The sequence below is a fragment of the Aeromonas sp. QDB34 genome (genome assembly GCF_027705405.1).
Lineage (GTDB): Bacteria > Pseudomonadota > Gammaproteobacteria > Enterobacterales > Aeromonadaceae > Aeromonas > Aeromonas hydrophila.
Genome location: NZ_JAPDBT010000002.1, coordinates 38,841 through 54,622, shown reverse-complemented (window position 1 = coordinate 54,622; position 15,782 = coordinate 38,841). Strand labels below are relative to the sequence as shown.

At 63.0% G+C, this 15,782-nt stretch carries 16 protein-coding genes; 12 read left to right on the top strand and 4 right to left on the bottom strand.

The annotated features are described in order from the left end of the window. Nucleotides 1–209 precede the first annotated feature (209 nt). Together OKC29_RS04085 and OKC29_RS04080 are read left to right on the top strand one after the other, a co-directional pair. Complete coding sequence (locus tag OKC29_RS04085; protein WP_073348866.1) at nt 210–1,070, top strand: DMT family transporter; 861 nt, start codon at nt 210–212, stop codon at nt 1,068–1,070. Between the two features lie 120 nt (nt 1,071–1,190). Beyond that, a complete protein-coding gene (locus OKC29_RS04080) occupies nt 1,191–2,027 on the top strand; it encodes a DMT family transporter (protein WP_073348867.1) in 837 nt (278 codons plus the stop codon). 33 nt (nt 2,028–2,060) lie between these two features. Here the strand turns inward: OKC29_RS04080 and OKC29_RS04075 are convergent, their stop codons facing one another. Further along, nucleotides 2,061–2,909, bottom strand: a complete 849-nt coding sequence (locus tag OKC29_RS04075) for a hypothetical protein (protein WP_073352326.1) — start codon at nt 2,907–2,909, stop codon at nt 2,061–2,063. Between the two features lie 106 nt (nt 2,910–3,015). Beyond that, nucleotides 3,016–4,239, bottom strand: coding sequence for an Nramp family divalent metal transporter (locus tag OKC29_RS04070; RefSeq protein WP_162275605.1), 1,224 nt, complete (start codon nt 4,237–4,239; stop codon nt 3,016–3,018). 237 nt (nt 4,240–4,476) lie between these two features. Here OKC29_RS04070 and rpsF point away from each other — a divergent pair, with 237 nt between their 5' ends. The 4 genes from rpsF to OKC29_RS04050 all read left to right on the top strand — a co-directional run bounded on the left by rpsF (nt 4,477) and on the right by OKC29_RS04050 (nt 6,465). After that, nucleotides 4,477–4,863 (top strand): 30S ribosomal protein S6, encoded by a 387-nt coding sequence (gene rpsF / locus OKC29_RS04065; protein ID WP_005308887.1) that lies wholly within the window; start codon nt 4,477–4,479, stop codon nt 4,861–4,863. A gap of 30 nt (nt 4,864–4,893) precedes the next feature. Then, on the top strand, nt 4,894–5,124 hold the full coding sequence (gene rpsR, locus OKC29_RS04060) for a 30S ribosomal protein S18 (protein WP_005308890.1): 231 nt from the start codon (nt 4,894–4,896) through the stop codon (nt 5,122–5,124). 52 nt (nt 5,125–5,176) lie between these two features. Further along, nucleotides 5,177–5,623 (top strand): 50S ribosomal protein L9, encoded by a 447-nt coding sequence (gene rplI / locus OKC29_RS04055; RefSeq protein WP_011704669.1) that lies wholly within the window; start codon nt 5,177–5,179, stop codon nt 5,621–5,623. Between the two features lie 101 nt (nt 5,624–5,724). Next, nucleotides 5,725–6,465, top strand: coding sequence for a ferredoxin--NADP reductase (locus OKC29_RS04050; RefSeq protein ID WP_042064859.1), 741 nt, complete (start codon nt 5,725–5,727; stop codon nt 6,463–6,465). 52 nt (nt 6,466–6,517) lie between these two features. On the opposite strand, the gene OKC29_RS04045 is transcribed toward OKC29_RS04050, so the two are convergent. Next, nucleotides 6,518–6,835, bottom strand: coding sequence for a hypothetical protein (locus tag OKC29_RS04045; RefSeq protein WP_073348869.1), 318 nt, complete (start codon nt 6,833–6,835; stop codon nt 6,518–6,520). A 302-nt stretch (nt 6,836–7,137) separates the two neighbouring features. On the opposite strand from OKC29_RS04045, the gene OKC29_RS04040 reads away from it, so the two are divergent. Beyond that, nucleotides 7,138–8,136 carry a Preprotein translocase subunit SecY gene (locus OKC29_RS04040; RefSeq protein ID WP_162275606.1) on the top strand — a complete coding sequence of 333 codons (999 nt, stop codon included), beginning with the start codon at nt 7,138–7,140 and terminating at the stop codon, nt 8,134–8,136. Between the two features lie 39 nt (nt 8,137–8,175). Here the strand turns inward: OKC29_RS04040 and OKC29_RS04035 are convergent, their stop codons facing one another. After that, on the bottom strand, nt 8,176–8,343 hold the full coding sequence (locus OKC29_RS04035; RefSeq protein WP_005308905.1) for a hypothetical protein: 168 nt from the start codon (nt 8,341–8,343) through the stop codon (nt 8,176–8,178). Between the two features lie 56 nt (nt 8,344–8,399). On the opposite strand from OKC29_RS04035, the gene OKC29_RS04030 reads away from it, so the two are divergent. From OKC29_RS04030 to OKC29_RS04010, 5 genes are all read left to right on the top strand, one after another. Then, nucleotides 8,400–9,374 carry an NADP-dependent oxidoreductase gene (locus OKC29_RS04030; protein WP_162275607.1) on the top strand — a complete coding sequence of 325 codons (975 nt, stop codon included), beginning with the start codon at nt 8,400–8,402 and terminating at the stop codon, nt 9,372–9,374. Continuing rightward, nucleotides 9,371–9,808 carry a YqaA family protein gene (locus tag OKC29_RS04025; RefSeq protein WP_017785611.1) on the top strand — a complete coding sequence of 146 codons (438 nt, stop codon included), beginning with the start codon at nt 9,371–9,373 and terminating at the stop codon, nt 9,806–9,808. The genes OKC29_RS04030 and OKC29_RS04025 overlap by 4 nt, the downstream gene beginning before the upstream one ends. A gap of 19 nt (nt 9,809–9,827) precedes the next feature. After that, a complete protein-coding gene (locus tag OKC29_RS04020) occupies nt 9,828–12,641 on the top strand; it encodes a M16 family metallopeptidase (RefSeq protein WP_073348871.1) in 2,814 nt (937 codons plus the stop codon). A 60-nt stretch (nt 12,642–12,701) separates the two neighbouring features. After that, the gene (gene gshA / locus OKC29_RS04015; RefSeq protein ID WP_073348872.1) at nt 12,702–14,300 is read left to right on the top strand and encodes a glutamate--cysteine ligase; all 1,599 of its coding nucleotides are present in this window, start codon (nt 12,702–12,704) and stop codon (nt 14,298–14,300) included. Nucleotides 14,301–14,554: 254 nt separating this feature from the next. Next, nucleotides 14,555–15,769, top strand: coding sequence for an aldose 1-epimerase family protein (locus OKC29_RS04010; RefSeq protein WP_073348873.1), 1,215 nt, complete (start codon nt 14,555–14,557; stop codon nt 15,767–15,769). Nucleotides 15,770–15,782 lie beyond the last annotated feature (13 nt).

Genomic DNA, 15,782 nt, shown 5'->3' with positions numbered 1-15,782 from the left:
AGCATAACAATGAAATTATTATGTCTTGAGGTAGTAAAGAAAACGGGTGCTCGGCGTCATGTTAGTGGGTACCCTCTGAGTGATTAATCGGCAACAGTTGATGGATAGGTTTTAAAAATGGTCTTTTACCCCATTAATTCAGAACAAGATTCAGCGATTGAGCCGTTGAGCCATTTTATTAGCGTTCGCCACTCGAGCGGCTGTCGCTGATGGAGTTGTTGCGCAAGCGGTTCGCACTGGACCTGCAAACCTTCGCCATCATCACCCTGGTGCTGGGCAATCTGGCCCAGGCCTTCTCCGACGTGCTGGTCAAGCTGATCGGCCCTGGCTTCAGCCCCTTCCAATACATGTTCCTGCGCCAGCTGCTGACCCTGCTGGTGCTGTTGCCCTTCATGCTGCGGGTACCGCGCTCGGCCTGGGGGCTGGGTGCCTGGAAGTGGCACCTGCTGCGCGGCCACCTCTGCCTGCTCGGCGGGGGCGGCATGATGCTGGCCCTGACCCAGCTGCCGCTGGCCACGGCCAACGCCATCTTCTACGTATCTCCGTTGCTGACGCTGCCGCTGGCGGCCTGGTTGCTCAAGGAGAAGATCAATGCCCGCGTCTGGTTGCTGGGAGGCATGGGGCTGCTCGGGGTGGTGTTCGTGCTGCGGCCGGGGGATTTCCATCTGGCCGGGCTGGGCGCCCTGGTGACTGCCTTCACCCTGGCGCTGTTCAACATCACGGGGCGCAAACTACCAGCCGGGATCTCGGTAGTGGCGACCCTGTTCTGGGCCAATCTGCTGGCTCTGCCGCTGACTGCCGGGCTGGCGGTACATCAATGGCAGCCGATGGACTGGCGACTGCTGGTGCTGATCGGCGGCAGCGGCGTCATGCAGCTGCTCTATCACGCCAGCTGCTTCTACGCCTATCGCCAGGTAGAGGCCAACCGCATCGCGGCGACCGAGTATTCCGGCCTGATGTTCGTGGTGCTGCTGGGGGTCTGGCTGTTTGGCGAGATCCCGGCGTGGAACCTCTGGGTTGGGGTGAGTTTCATCCTGCTGGCCATTCACTGGCAGCGCCGGCTGCGCTGACGACATGCCCGTCGGCAGCAGGCCGATGGGTGAGAAAAACAGGCATCTTATGAGGCCGCTCTCTGTCATGGCCGGGCAAACCGGCTATGCTGGGCGGCCTGTTGCTATCGGAACCCTGTCGTGACCCCTACCATCTTTGCTGCCATCCTGTTGGCCGCCCTGCTGCACGCGCTCTGGAATGCGCTGGCCAAGCGCCAGGCCGAGGGGCGAGTCAGCGTCTTGCTGGTCTCCCTCTGCTCCGGCCTGTTTGCCGCCCCCTTGCTGCCCTTGGTGGGTTGGCCGGTGGCGGCCGAATATCCCTGGCTGGCGCTCTCCATCCTGCTGCACTGCGGCTACTGTCTTTTTCTCGGTCGGGCCTACCGGCTGGGTGAGTTCGGCCAGATCTATCCGCTGGCCCGGGGCAGTGCTCCTCTGGTGACCCTGCTGTTCGGGGCCCTGCTGCTGGGTGAAGTGCCGGGAATGGTGGCGGTGATGGGGGCCGTGGTGCTGGTGAGCGGCGTGCTGCTGATGGCGTGGCGCGGCGGTCTGCGGCTGGCGCCGGCCGCGCTGCAGGCGGTGCTCATCACGGCACTGTTTACCGCCTCCTACACCTTGTCCGATGGGGCGGGAGCCCGCTCGGCCGGTGAGCCGATACGTTACACCCTCTGGCTGTTCGCCCTCACCGCGCTGATGATGCCGCTGCTGATGCGCTGGCAGAGTCGCACCGCCTGGCGCGAGCTGGGGCCTGCGGCGTGGCGCAGCGGCGCCATCGGGGGCGCCCTGTCGCTGTTGGCCTACGGGATCGTCATCTGGGCCATGACCAAGGCGCCCATCGGCCTGGTGGCGGCCCTGCGCGAGAGCAGCGTGCTGTTTGCGGTGCTGCTCTCCTGGGGCTGGCTGGGGGAGGCGCTGGGGCGGGTCCGGTTGCTGGCCGCCCTGGTGATCCTGGGCGGCATCCTGCTGATCCGCCTCGGCTAGGGGGAGGCGGCTTAAGGCATCCGGGCCGGCCGGTCAGGGAGTGACCTGGGTCGTGAGGGTGAACCCCTCCTCACAGGTGGCCAGTTGCACCTGAACCTGCCCCAGCTCGGCCAGGTTGCTGACATGGGTGCCGCCGCAGGGGATGGTGACCTCCCGCCCTTCCAGCGAGCAGTGCCAGTAACGGGAGTCGATGATCGCCTCGCCGGCCCGGCTGCGGCGGATCTCGCCACCGGCCGCCAGCCAGTCTGCCAACTGCTGGTTGATCCTCTCTTCTATCTGCGCCAGTTCTGCCAGCAGCGCCTCGCTGTTGACTCCCTTCTTGCGCAGGCTCTTGCCGATCCGGTACTGCTCGCGCGAACCCATGGGCTCGACCCGCGAGGTCTGGATGGCGAGGCGGTCGAAGTCCGGCTGATCCAGCGCGTCCCGCTCGTTGACCTCCTTGCGCCAGTAAGGCATCAGCGCCCGGTTGAGCGCCAGTGCCGCCAGATGGCAGCCGCTATGGCCCAAGCTCAGGGCGTGGCGGGCCTCGGCATCCACCCGCAGTGTCACCTGGCTGCCCACTGGTAGCGCACAGTGACCGGCCAGCGGGTGCACCACCACGAAGCGCCACCCTTCTGCGTCCCGCTTGACCGGGATCGACTGGTCGACGAACAGCTCCCCATCCGGACTGATAGCCCCCATGCGGCAGGGGCCGACGGTCGCGTCGCCGCCCTCCCAATGCACGGTACCCACGTCACCCGGCTGATCGGGCCAGAGGTGGCTCTGGGGATGAAAGGGGGTGAGGTCGGTGACCAGCAGGCTGGTGTCGCCGCTCTGGCAGCAGATGACGCTGGCCTGCTCCTGATGGTGGCCCAGCACGAAGCTGGCTCGGGTATGTGGCATGGATGGCTCCCGCAAATCGAAGAGGAAGAGAGCCGCCAGCATACGCCAAAGCGCAGGCCGGCTCATTAACCTCGGTTAACGAACCGGCCTGAGGAGGGGGGGCGGGCTAGATCATGGCGACCAGCAGGTAGGCGTTGAGCCCGATCACCAGGGCGACGATGAGGCGGCCGACCGCCTGGGTCACCGGGTGGTTGCGATACTCCCCCATCAGGGCGCGATCGCCGGTCAATATCAGCAGCGGAATGAGCGCCAGCGCGATGCCGAAGCTCAGCACCACCTGGCTCAGCACCAGGATTTCGGTGGTGTTGAGGCCCATGGCGATCACCACGAAGGCGGGGGCCATGGTGATGGCGCGGCGCAGCCAGAGCGGGATGGTGAAGCGCACGAAGCCCTGCATCACCACTTGGCCGGCGAGTGTGCCCACCACGGTAGAGCTGATACCGGAGGCGACCAGCGAGAGGCCGAACAGGGTGGCGGCCGCTTGGCCCAGCAGCGGGGTCAGGGTCTGGTAGGCCGACTCCAGCTCCGCTACCTGCTGGTTGCCGGAGCTGTGGAAGGCGGCCGCCGCCATGGCCATCATGGCCAGATTGACGAAGCCGGCGATGGTCATGGCGATGGCCACGTCAACCCGGGTGGTGTGCAGCCGCTGGGGGACCGAGCCCTGATCCTGGGTGTGCTGGGTCAGTGCCGAGTGCAGGTAGATGACGTGGGGCATCACGGTGGCACCGAGCACGCCGGCCGCCAGATAGACGGCGTCGCTGTTGGGCAGGCTGGGGAAAAGGGCGCCCTCCAGCAGGCTCGGCAGATGGGGGCGGGAGAACACCAGCTCGACGATGTAGGCCGCCGCCACGAACAGCAGCAGGCCGCCCACCACGAACTCCAGCGGTTTCTGGCCGCGGGACTGCAGCATCAGAATTCCCCAGGTGACCACGGCGGTGATGCCGGCCCCTTCCAGCAGGGTGACCCCGAGCAGCAGCTTGAAGCCCACGGCCGCACCGATGAATTCGGCCAGATCGGTGGCCATGGCGATGATCTCCGCCTGTACCCAGTAGGCCCAGACCGCCGGCTTGGGCAGTCGGTCGCGAATGTGTTCCGCCAGGTTCTTGCCGGTGACGATGCCGAGTTTGGCCGAGAGGGTCTGCACCAGCATGGCCATCAGGTTGGCCCATACCACCACCCACAGCAGCTGGTAGCCGAAGGTGGAACCGGCCTGAATGTTGGTGGCGAAGTTGCCCGGATCTATGTAGCCGATGGCGGCGATAAAGGCCGGCCCGAGCAGGGTCAGTTTGAATTTGCGGGCCGGGATGGCCGTGGTCAGCGCGGGTTGCATGGTATCAGCCTCCATAAGTGCATGGAGATAGAATAGATTTAAATGATAATTATTATCAATTGAAGTTTTGTATTGTTCCCATAGATAAAAACATCGGTAGTGGCTGGTTGCAGTGAGGGATGGGATTTCGTACAATATGCCGCCCTAGAAAAGCAGCGTCTAAACACCATTATGTTCCTTGCCTCCGAGGTCTGGCTGCACCTGGGCGGAGGCTGAATTAATCCGTAAGGAGCTAAAATGCGTCATTACGAAATCGTCTTCATGGTTCATCCGGACCAGAGCGAGCAAGTACCTGGCATGATCGAGCGTTACACCGGCGCCATCACCACCTCCGGTGGTACCATTCATCGCCTGGAAGATTGGGGCCGTCGTCAGCTGGCTTACCCGATCGACAAACTGCACAAAGCCCACTACGTTCTGATGAACGTAGAAGCAGAGCAAGCCGTTATCGATGAGCTGGAAACCAACTTCCGCTTCAACGATGCCGTTATCCGCAACATGATCATGCGCACCAAGCACGCCGTGACTGAAGTTTCTCCGATGGCCAAGGCCAAGGAAGAGCGCTTCACCCGTCGTGACGACGAGCGCCGCGAAGAAGCTACTGAAGCTGCTTCCGAAGAGTAATTCTGGATCACTGACTAGAGGATAAAGGCCATGGCACGTTATTTCCGTCGTCGTAAGTTCTGCCGCTTCACCGCCGAGAACGTTACCGAGATCGACTACAAAGATATCGTTACTCTGAAAAACTACATCACTGAATCTGGCAAGATCGTACCGAGCCGTATCACCGGTACCCGCGCCAAGTATCAGCGTCAGCTGGCACGCGCCATCAAGCGTGCTCGTTACCTGGCTCTGCTGCCGTACACCGATCTGCACAACAAGTAAGAATCGGTCCGGCGCTTAAGCCTAACTCAACGAAATTTATAGAGGAAAGGTAATGCAAGTTATCCTGCTCGACAAAATCGCCAAACTGGGCGGTCTGGGTGACCAAGTTTCCGTGAAAGCTGGTTATGCCCGTAACTACCTGATCCCGCAAGGCAAAGCTGTTATGGCTACCAAGGCCAACATCGAGACCTTCGATGCTCGCCGTGCTGAACTGGAAGCCAAACTGGCTGCCGGTAAAGCTGCCGCTGAAGAGCGCGCTGCCAAGCTGGGTGAACTGGCTGCTGTTGTTATCGCCTCCAAGTCTGGCGACGAAGGCAAGCTGTTCGGTTCCATCGGTACCCGTGACGTGGCTGAAGCCATCACTGCTGCCGGCGTAGCCGTTGCCAAGAGCGAAGTCCGCATGGGCAACGTTCTGCGTAACACCGGTGACTACGAAGTTGTTGTTCAGCTGCACGCTGACGTCAAAGCAACCGTACAGATCCAGGTTGTTGCCCTGTAATAGCGATTCGCTTTTGCAGAAAAAACCCGCGCACTTGCGCGGGTTTTTTATTTTCAGGCCCAGGGTTAGAGTAAGGATCCGTTCTTCTGGAGGAGATCCCTATGGCCTGGGTCGAAGGTCGCGTCCTTGAGCGCATCGAGTGGACGCCCACCCTGTTCTCCCTGCGTGTGGCGGCCGAGCTGGCCCCCTACAAGGCGGGGCAATTCACCAAACTGGCCCTCGAGCAGGGCGAACGCCGCGTTCAGCGGGCCTACTCCTTCGTCAATCCTCCGTCTGCCCCCTATCACGAGTTCTATTTCGTTGAGATCCCCGATGGGGAGCTGACTCCGTCCCTCGGCTCCCTGCAAGCGGGCGACAGCCTGCTGGTGCAATCCCTGGCTACCGGTTTTCTGACCCTGGACGAGGTCCCGGCCGGGCGCGATCTCTGGCTGCTCTCCACCGGTACCGCCATCGGCCCCTTCCTCTCCATGCTGGCCGATGGGGAAGCCTTCGCCCGTTTCGAGAATCTGGTGCTGGTGCACGGGGTGCGCAAGGGGGAAGAGCTGAGCTACCGGGAGCTTATCGCAGGTTTTGCCGCCCGCCACGGCGAGCGTTTTCGCTATGTGCCCTTCGTCAGCCGGGAGGAATGGCCCGAGGCGATGGCAGGGCGGATCCCGGCCGCCATCGCCGACGGTCGGTTGCAGGCGCGGGTCGGGCTGGAATTTGCCCCCGAGCTGAGTCAGGTGCTGATCTGCGGCAACCCGGCCATGGTGAAGGAGACCCAGCAGACCCTGCTGTCATTGGGGCTGGCCAAGAACCTGCGGCGGGCGCCCGGCAACATCAGTGCGGAGAACTACTGGTAGAGAAATGGACACAGGGGCCTCGGTCCCTGTGTCAGGGTAACGGGGATGACGATCAATTCTTCTTGCCGTTGCCGTTGCCTTTCTGCTTGTTGTGGCCCTGGCCCGGGTTGCTGCCGCTGTGGATGCTGCGGTTGTAGTGGTCCCGGTATTTGCCGTCCATCTTGTCGCAGTTGAGCTGGATGCGGCTGTCGCCGATGCCGAGATCCACGCAGTTATTTTGCCACCAGTCGTACTCTTTCTGATCCCAGTTGATGTCCAGCTTGATGTCGTCGGTGGAGAGTTTGACGCCATCGTTGTTCTTGGCGGGGGGCGCCGCCATGGCCACGCCTTGGACGAGCAGCAAGGAGAGCAGCAGTATGGATTTGTGCATGATGACCTCGAGTGCTGAAGGATTGGTCTCAGTGTAGAAGCTGACGCCTTAACCGGGCCGGAACCGGGCACGACGTCAGTGGGCGGGCATGTCATGCCGGCTTGCCGCAGGTGGGCAGGAGATCAGGCTAGCGGGGTTTGTAGCGGCAGACAACGGGGAGGAGCCGACAATTTGCCCAATCTGGTCGCAGCCTGTCCGTTTGTGAAGGTATCTGAGTCAATTCAAATGATTAGCCTTCATTCTGTGGCTCGGCTGACTATAATCGGCAGCCAACTTTTCCTGCATATCGCACCCCCTTCATCATGACTACACAGGCTTCTACCGTGCTGCGCTACCCCAAGGGGTGGTTCGCCTTGACCACGGTGTACAGTTTTACCGGGCTGGCCATTCTGGCCTCCATCGTCTTCTCCCTGCTGCTGTTTCTCTCCATCGACGAGAATCCCCTGATGAAGTGGCTGTTCGGCGGCCTGGCCATCATCTTCGAGCTGGGCAAGTTCTACGTCTGGTACGAGTACGGCGAGTGCAAGGCGCGGCGTGAGCTGAGCGGAGCCTTCTGGTCGCTGCTGTTCTACAGCGTGCTGGCTGCCATCTCCATCGGTGGCAGCATCGGCGGCATCAACAGCGCCACCAACACCATCCTCAACCAGCAGGCGCGCCATGAGCGGGAGATCGCCCGCTTCGACGAGCAGATCGCCAGCATAGAGCGACAGATCCAGCTCAACGAGGAGGCGGCCCGCAAGTACATCGAGATGGCGCGCATCTCCAGCGGCGTCAGCGGGTTGCAGCAGGCCAACACCAAGCTCAGGCTGCGTCAGGACGAGCTGCGCCAGGAGCGCGATGCCAAGCCCATCAACGAGCAATCCTCCATGCTGGGGTTGATGAGCAGCCTGGCGGACGGCGTGGGCATGAGCATCAGCCAGGTGCAGTTTCTGCTGGTCTGCTTCCTCTCCGTGCTGCTCGACGTGTTTGGCGCTTTCTTCGTCAGCCTGATCGGCGAGGAGAACCGCTTTCGCCGCAGCTGGTTGTGGCAGCAGGCCAGGGAGCAGACCCTGGCCCATCAGGCACAAGCGGCAGCCATGGTACCCGCCGTGGTGGCCAGAGCGGAGCCCGAGCCGGAGGTGGTGGCTCAGGTGCGCAGCGCGCTGGAGAGCGGCGAGCTCAAGTGCAGCAAGCGGCGGGTCGCAGAGGCGCTGTCACTGTCGCTGGAGGAGGTGGACCGGGTGTTCCAGCATCTGCTGGCCCAGGGGGTGCTGGGGCAGGGCAGCAACCGTCACTACCATCTCAGCTCGCAGGGGAGTTGATCATCAGGCCACCGCAGGGTGGCCTTTTTATTGCCTGTGCTAGTGGGTCAGCACCATCATCAGGCTGAGGAAAGCGGCCAGCCCGCCGCCGATGCCGATGATCCAGTAAAAGCCCTTGGCCCCCTGTTTGAGCGGGATGCGGAAGTAGAGCAGAAACGCCCACCACCCCAGGGCCAGCAACAGAGGAATAAGAAACATTCGAGCCATGGTGTCCTCGCTGTTATTCTGTTGACCCTTGATCAATCAACAGGATGGATTGTGCAATGACGCAGCTACAGATTACCGCATTCGGCGACCCCTCGGTACTCAGGCTCAACCCTTCCCTGGACAAGGTGCCAGCCGACGGCGAAGTGCGGGTGCGCATCTGCTTTGCGGGGGTCAACCCCATTGATGCCAAGACCCGGGCCGGCCTCGGCTGGGCGGCGGCCCAGAACAAGGACAAGCTGCCCTGGACACCGGGCTATGACGTGGCCGGGGTGGTGGAGAAGGTCGGCCCCGGCGTCACCGCGCTGGCAGAGGGGGATCGAGTGTGCGGCATGGTGGGTTTTCCCCTCGCGGCCGGTGGCTACGGCGAGTCCGTGGTGGCACGCGAGGAGGAGCTGGTCAGGCTGGAGGATATTGGCCTCAGGCAAGGAGCGGCGCTGCCGCTGGCGGGCCTCACCGCCTGGCAGGGGTTGTTTGAACACGGCAGCCTCAAGGCGGGGCAACGGGTGCTGATCCTGGCTGGTGCGGGCGGTGTCGGCCACCTGGCGGTGCAGTTTGCCAGCGCCTATGGCGCCGAGGTGGTGGCGACGGCGAGTCGCGACAACCACAGCTTCCTGCACGCTCTGGGGGCGCGCTGGATGGTGGATTACCATGACGCAGACTGGGTTGCTCAAGTGGTGGCCGGCGGTCAGGTCGATCTGGTGCTGGATCTGGTGGGTGGCGAGAGCGGCAAGGCGGCGCTTGCCTGCGTCAAGCCGGGTGGCCGGCTGGTGACGGTGCCCACCATCACCGCCCAGCAGATCAAGGATGCCGCGGCTAGCAGCGCCATCGAGGTGCTCGGCATGCTGGTGCACCCCGACCGTCAGCAGCTGAGCCAGATGTTGACCCTGCTGCGCCAGGGCGAGGTTCAGGTCACGGTCGCCGGGGAGTATGCCCTGGCCGAGGGGGCGCTGGCCCATCAGGCCATCGAGCAGGGCCACGTGCGTGGCAAGCTGTTGCTGCGCATGCCCGCCGCGGACGCTCTGGCCGGATGAACGGCATCACCGAGCTGGGGCTCGGCTGGCTGTTTCTGAGCGCCTTCACCTCCGCCACCCTGCTGCCCGGCAGCTCGGAAGTGCTGCTGGGGGCCATGGCGACCAAGGGGGAGTGGAGCATGGCCAGCCTGCTGCTGTGGGCGACGCTGGGCAACACCCTCGGCTCCATGACCACCTGGTGGCTCGGCTGGCTCGCCACCTTCAAGAAAAAACCGGAAGATTTTCAAGGCCGCGGGGAACAAAAAGCCCTCGGCTGGCTCAAACAACATGGCCACTGGTGTCTGCTGCTGGCCTGGACGCCGGTGGTCGGCGATGGTCTCTGTCTGCTGGCCGGCTGGCTGCGCCTCTCCTTCTGGCGCTCTCTCATTCTCATCGGGCTCGGCAAATTGTTGCGTTATGCCCTGGTCTTTCTGCTGGCCAGGCAGATCTTCTAGCTTCACTCACGAGGTAACCGTGAACAAACTCATTCCATTAAGCATGCTTCTGGGCTTCTCCCTGCCCGTGCTGGCGGCACCTACCCTGGTGTCGGAACAGGTCAAGGAAGAGGGCAAGCTCGGCATTCCCTACCAGATGTACAAGCTGGACAACGGCCTGACCGTCATTCTGGCGCCCGACAAATCCGATCCCCTGGTGCACCTGGACGTCACCTACCACGTGGGCTCGGCCCGCGAGCAGGTGGGCAAGTCCGGTTTCGCCCACTTCTTCGAGCACATGATGTTCCAGGGCTCCAAGCATGTGGGGGATCAGGAGCACATGCGGATCATCAACGAAGCTGGCGGTGACATGAACGGCACCACCAACAAGGACCGCACCAACTACTACGAGACCGTGCCGGCCAACCAGCTGGAGAAGGTGCTCTGGCTGGAGGCCGACCGCATGGGCTTCTTGCTCGATGCGGTGAGCCAGAAGAAGTTCGAGATCCAGCGCGCCACCGTCAAGAACGAGCGGGCCCAGCGCATCGACAACCAGCCTTACGGTCTGGTGAGCGAGAAGGTGGGCGAGGCGCTCTACCCGCGCACCCACCCCTACTCCTGGCAGCCCATCGGCTATGTGGAGGATCTCGACCGGGTCGACGTCAACGACCTCAAGCAGTTTTTCCTGCGCTGGTACGGCCCCAACAACGCCACCCTGACCCTGGGTGGCGACTTCGACACCAAGCAGGCGCTGGCTTGGATTGAGCAGTACTTTGGCTCCATCCCGCGTGGCCCGGACGTGGCCGAGCCGACCCCTGCGCCCGTCACCCTGCCCGAAACCCGTTACGTGACGCTTGAGGACAAGGTGCACCTGCCGCTGCTCTACATCAGCTACCCGACCGTGTCCCTTGGCGATCCGCAGGAGCCGGCGCTCGACATGTTTGCCGACGTGCTGGGCGGCTCCGCCAGCTCCATGCTCTACCAGTCGCTGGTCAAGAGCGGCAAGGCTATTGATGCGGGCGCCTCCCACTACTGCGAGGAGCTGGCCTGTACCCTGACCGTCTACGCCTACCCCAACCCGGCGGTGGACGGCAGCCTGAAGACCCTCAAGAGCGAGGTGGACAAGGTGATCGGCGAGTTCGCCGGTCGCGGCCTCAAGCCGGAGGATCTGGAGAAGGCGATCAACAGCTATCGCGCCTCGGCCATCTGGGGTCTGGACAGCGTCTCCGGCAAGGTGAGCCAGCTCGCCATGGGTCAGGTGTTCGCCCAGGATCCCAACTATGTGTTCAAGAGCCTGGATGCCATCGGCAAGGTGACCCCGGAGCAGGTCAAGACCGCCTACGACAAGTTCATCCTGAACAAGCCGGCGGTAGTGCTGAGCGTGGTGCCCAAGGGCAAGAGCGACTGGCAGGCCGCCAAACCCAACTTCACCCCGGCCAAACGCGAGCTGCCGGACTATGCCAAGCATGATCAGGTGCTGGCCGAGCGACCGGTGAAAGACGACTTCGATCGCAGCGTGCAGCCCAAGGCGGCCGATGCGGTGAGCGTCAAGGTGCCGGCCATCTGGCACGGCAAGCTCGACAAGGGGATCGAGATCATCGGCACCCAGAGCGACGAAATTCCCGCCGTCTCCATCATGGTGGCGCTGCCGGGCGGCATGCGGGCCGAGGGCAAGGGCGAGCTCGGGCTGGCCAGCCTCACCGCCAGCATGATGGGACAGGGCTCGGTGCGCCTGACCGAGGCCCAGCTCAGCGACGAGCTGCAAAAGCTCGGCTCCAGCGTCAGCGTCTCCAGCGCCCAGTACAACAACCTGGTCACCATCAGCAGCCTGACCGACAAGCTGCCGCAGACCCTGGCGCTGGTACGCGAGGTGTTCGAGCGGCCCGGCATGCGCGAAGCCGACTTCGAGCGGGTCAAGGCGCAGATGCTGCAAGGGATGAAGCAGAGCGAGCAGCAGCCGGAGTGGCTGGCCGGTCAGGCATTCCGCGAACTGGTCTACGGCAAGCAGAACCGCCTCGGTCAGCCGGGTGACGGCGTGCTGGCCGATGTCGAGAAGCTGACCCTGGCGGATGTGAAGCGCTTCTATCAGAACTACTACAACCCGACCAACGCCAAGGTGGTGGTGGTGGGTGACGTGACCCAGGCCCAGGTGGAGGATCAACTCGCCTTCCTGACCCAGTGGAAGGGGGCCGAACCCTCTCTGGGCAGCCTCAAGCCGGCGGGCGAGCAGGCCAAGCCGGGCATCTATCTGGTGGACAAGCCGGGGGCACCCCAGTCGGTGATCCGCATCGGCCGTCGTGCCATGCCGTTCGATACCACGGGTGACTACTTCACCGCCGGGCTGATGAACTTCAACCTGGGCGGCAACTTCAACAGCCGCATCAACCTCAATCTGCGCGAAGACAAGGGGTACACCTATGGTGCCAGCTCGGGCTTCTCCGCCAACCGGGAGGTGGGTACCTTCGCCACCGGTGCCAACGTGCGGGCCGATGCGACCGTGGATGCCATCCGCCAGTTCCTCAAGGAGATGGACAACTACCGCAAGAACGGGCCGACTCCGGTGGAGCTCGCCTACATGCGCAGCGCCGTCTCCCAGCAGGATGCCCTCTCCTACGAGACCCTGGGCCAGAAGGCGGGCTTCCTGCTGCAGATGATCATGTACGACCTGAAGCCGGACTATGTGCAGGCCCAGAACAACCTGATCAAGACGGTGTCGGCCGAGACGCTCAAGGCCAGTGCGGCACGCTGGCTTGACCCGGCCGAGATGGTGATTGTGGTGGTGGGGGACAAGCAAAAGCTTGAAAAACCCTTGAAGGAGCTTCATCTTCCCATCTATCCGCTGCAGCTGCCCTGAGGGCGCTACATAATAAAGAGCGCCGCCCCCCTGTGGGGCGGCCACACATGAGCCGTGAATATGACTACGACAAGCTTGTCACTCACCGAGTTGTTGACCGCCCTGGGTTCGCCGGAACGGCTGACCGCCCTCAAGGGGATCCGGCGCGGGATCGAACGTGAATGTCTGCGCATCACCCCGGAAGGAACCCTGGCCCAGACCGATCACCCCCGCAGTCTGGGCTCGGCGCTGACCCATGCCAACATCACTACCGACTACTCGGAGAGCCTGCTGGAGTTCATCACGCCGGCCACCGACTCCATCGACAGCCTGATGGAACAGCTTGGCGACATCCATCGTCACACCATCCACCATCTCGGTGATGAGCGGATCTGGCCGCTCTCCATGCCCTGCTTCGTCGGCGACGAGGAGAACATCCGGCTGGCCCAGTACGGTAGCTCCAACATCGGCCGGATGAAGACCCTCTACCGGCAGGGGCTGAAGAACCGCTATGGCAGCCTGATGCAGGTGATCGCCGGGGTGCACTTCAACTTCTCCATGCCGGACAGCTTCTGGTGCGAGTGGCAGGAGCTGGTGTGCGAGGGGTGCTGCAGCCAGCGCTTCATCTCCGACAAGTACATGGGGCTGATCCGCAACGTCTACCGCTTCGGCTGGCTGGTGCCCTATCTGTTCGGCGCCTCGCCGGCCATCTGCGACTCCTTCCTCAAAGGGCGCAAGAGCAATCTGCCGTTCCAGAAGACCGGCAAGGGCACCCTCTACCTGCCCTATGCCACCGCGCTGCGGCTGTCGGATCTGGGCTACACCAACAGCGCCCAGGCGGGGCTCAAGATCAGCCACGACAGCCTGCCGGCCTATGTGAGCAGCCTGCGTCGCGCCATCAACACCCATGATCCCGACTTCGCCAAGATCGGCGTCAAGGTGAACGGCGAGTACCGTCAGCTCAACGACAACGTGCTGCAGCTGGAGAACGAGCTGTACGCCCCGATCCGGCCCAAGCGCACCCCGCGCAGCGGCGAGAAGCCGTCGGATGCGCTGGAGCAGCGTGGCATCGAATACATCGAGCTGCGCACCGTGGACGTGAACCCCTTCACCCCATACGGCATCGAGGTGGATCAGATCCGCTTCTTCGACCTGTTCCTGGTCTGGTGCCTGCTGCGCCCGTCCCCGGTGCTGGGCGACGAGGAGATTGCCCGCAATCGCCGCAACCAGACCAAGGTGGTGCTGGAGGGACGTCGTCCCGACCTCGAGCTGGAGGAAGAGCAGGGTCATGCCATCGGCCTGAAAGAGTACGGCCTCAAGCTGTTCGACGAGCTGGCCGAAGTCGCCGCGCTGCTGGATCGCTGCTGCGGTCGCAACCGCTATCGCGAGACCCTGGCGATGCACCGCGAGAAGCTGCTCAACCCCGAGCTCACCTACTCCGCCCGCCTGCTCAAGCAGTTGCTGGAGAGCGGCCAGGACAACGGCTGCTTCGGCGACGAGCTGGCCAACCGCTACCGGGAAGAGATGCTGGCCGGTGAGCTGCAGTACTGGGATGAGGCCTACTTTGCCGGCGAGGCACGCGACTCGCTGGCCAAGCAGCGGGAACGCGAGCGCAGCGACAGCCTGTCGTTCGACGACTTCCTGGCCGACTACTTCGGTACCAGCAAGACCCCGGCCTGACGGGCTCCACTTCTGCTGCAAGCCGCTCTTCGGAGCGGCTTTTTTATGGGCGGTCCCCAATGGGCGCTTGGCCGTCACGGGCCCGAAAATAACTGTGAGTCAGCCTTCACTTCAGCAGCGCGATGGGTGGTTTTATTGTCAATCGGCTCACATTTTCCTCTTTTGCAGCTTGAGTCTGATGGGCTTGCCGCCTAATTTCTCGATAACTGAAACGATTCAGCTTTCACAAAAACAAGAGACACGAGGATAAATCCATGTTGAAGAGACTTTCCATTGCCGTACTGTTGGCGCTGGGCGCCAGCTCGGGCCAGGCTGCCGAATTCCTGCTGACTGACTCCCAGCAGGGGCTGGATGTGGGGGACTGGAAGATCACCAGCGACAAGCTGGGGATCAAGAGTCCGGCACCGTTCAGCATCGAGAAGAAACGGCTGCATGGCGGGCGTCAGGAGGGGGTGGACCTGCTGATTGTCGACAACGGGGTGATGAAGATAACCCTGATCCCGACCCGCGGCATGGGGATCAAGGAGGTCAGAGCCGCCGATCTGCGCCTCGGCTGGGATTCGCCGGTCAAGGAGGTGGTCAATCCGGCCTTCATCGATCTGGAGAGCCGCGCCGGGCTCGGCTGGCTCGATGGCTTCAACGAGATGCTGGTGCGCTGTGGCTACGAGTGGACAGGTCACCCGGGAGTGGATGACGACGGCCGCCTCAAGAGTCTGCATGGCCGGGTGCAGAACATTCCGGCCTCCGTGGTCAGCGTGACCATAGACGAGGAGCCACCCTATGCCATTCACGTGCTGGGCCGGGTGGACGAGCGCACCTTCAAGATGAGCGAGCTGGTCACCTGGACCCAGCTCAGCGTCGTGCCCGGTCAGGCGGAGTTTGCCCTGCAGGACAAGCTGACCAACCACGCCGATTACGAGAACGAGTACCAGATCATCTACCACGGCAACTTCGGGGCCCCCATCCTGGAGGAGGGCGCGCGCGTCAGCACCCCGGTGAAGCAGATCTCCCCGTTCAACGACTACGCCAAGGGGGGGCTGAAGAGTTGGCAAACCTATCTGGGGCCGACCAAGGGCTTCGACGAGATGGTGTTCAATTTGGTGCCCTACAGCGACGCCGAGGGCAACACCCTGGCGGTGCTGAACAACCGGGCAGGCAGCGCCGGGGTGGCGGTGGGTTACAACACCAGGCAGTTGCCGGTACTGACCCTGTGGAAGAACACCGACACCCGGGCTCAGGGCTATGTAACCGGCATCGAACCCGGCACCAGCTATGCCTACAGCACCAAATACCAGCGCCCGCTGGGGCTGGTCCCCAAAATTCAGCCGGGGGAGACCAAGACCTTCGATCTGACCTATCGCCTGCTGCAGAACTCCGATGAGGTGAAGCAGGCTCTGGCCAGAGTGGAGCAGCTCCAGGCCGGTCGGCCTACCGAACTGCGCGAGCAGCCCCTGGTCAAGCTGCCGTAAGTGACGGACAAAC

What these genes read in the sequence shown, in the direction of transcription:
- OKC29_RS04045 (WP_073348869.1), bottom strand. Translation starts at nt 6,835, where the DNA reads ATGCACAAATCCATACTGCTGCTCTCCTTGCTGCTCGTCCAAGGCGTG.
- OKC29_RS04075 (WP_073352326.1), bottom strand. Translation starts at nt 2,909, where the DNA reads ATGCCACATACCCGAGCCAGCTTCGTGCTGGGCCACCATCAGGAGCAG.
- OKC29_RS04085 (WP_073348866.1), top strand. Translation starts at nt 210, where the DNA reads ATGGAGTTGTTGCGCAAGCGGTTCGCACTGGACCTGCAAACCTTCGCC.
- gshA (WP_073348872.1), top strand. Translation starts at nt 12,702, where the DNA reads ATGACTACGACAAGCTTGTCACTCACCGAGTTGTTGACCGCCCTGGGT.
- OKC29_RS04035 (WP_005308905.1), bottom strand. Translation starts at nt 8,343, where the DNA reads ATGGCTCGAATGTTTCTTATTCCTCTGTTGCTGGCCCTGGGGTGGTGG.
- rplI (WP_011704669.1), top strand. Translation starts at nt 5,177, where the DNA reads ATGCAAGTTATCCTGCTCGACAAAATCGCCAAACTGGGCGGTCTGGGT.
- rpsR (WP_005308890.1), top strand. Translation starts at nt 4,894, where the DNA reads ATGGCACGTTATTTCCGTCGTCGTAAGTTCTGCCGCTTCACCGCCGAG.
- OKC29_RS04070 (WP_162275605.1), bottom strand. Translation starts at nt 4,239, where the DNA reads ATGCAACCCGCGCTGACCACGGCCATCCCGGCCCGCAAATTCAAACTG.
- OKC29_RS04030 (WP_162275607.1), top strand. Translation starts at nt 8,400, where the DNA reads ATGACGCAGCTACAGATTACCGCATTCGGCGACCCCTCGGTACTCAGG.
- OKC29_RS04040 (WP_162275606.1), top strand. Translation starts at nt 7,138, where the DNA reads ATGACTACACAGGCTTCTACCGTGCTGCGCTACCCCAAGGGGTGGTTC.
- OKC29_RS04010 (WP_073348873.1), top strand. Translation starts at nt 14,555, where the DNA reads ATGTTGAAGAGACTTTCCATTGCCGTACTGTTGGCGCTGGGCGCCAGC.
- OKC29_RS04050 (WP_042064859.1), top strand. Translation starts at nt 5,725, where the DNA reads ATGGCCTGGGTCGAAGGTCGCGTCCTTGAGCGCATCGAGTGGACGCCC.
- OKC29_RS04025 (WP_017785611.1), top strand. Translation starts at nt 9,371, where the DNA reads ATGAACGGCATCACCGAGCTGGGGCTCGGCTGGCTGTTTCTGAGCGCC.
- rpsF (WP_005308887.1), top strand. Translation starts at nt 4,477, where the DNA reads ATGCGTCATTACGAAATCGTCTTCATGGTTCATCCGGACCAGAGCGAG.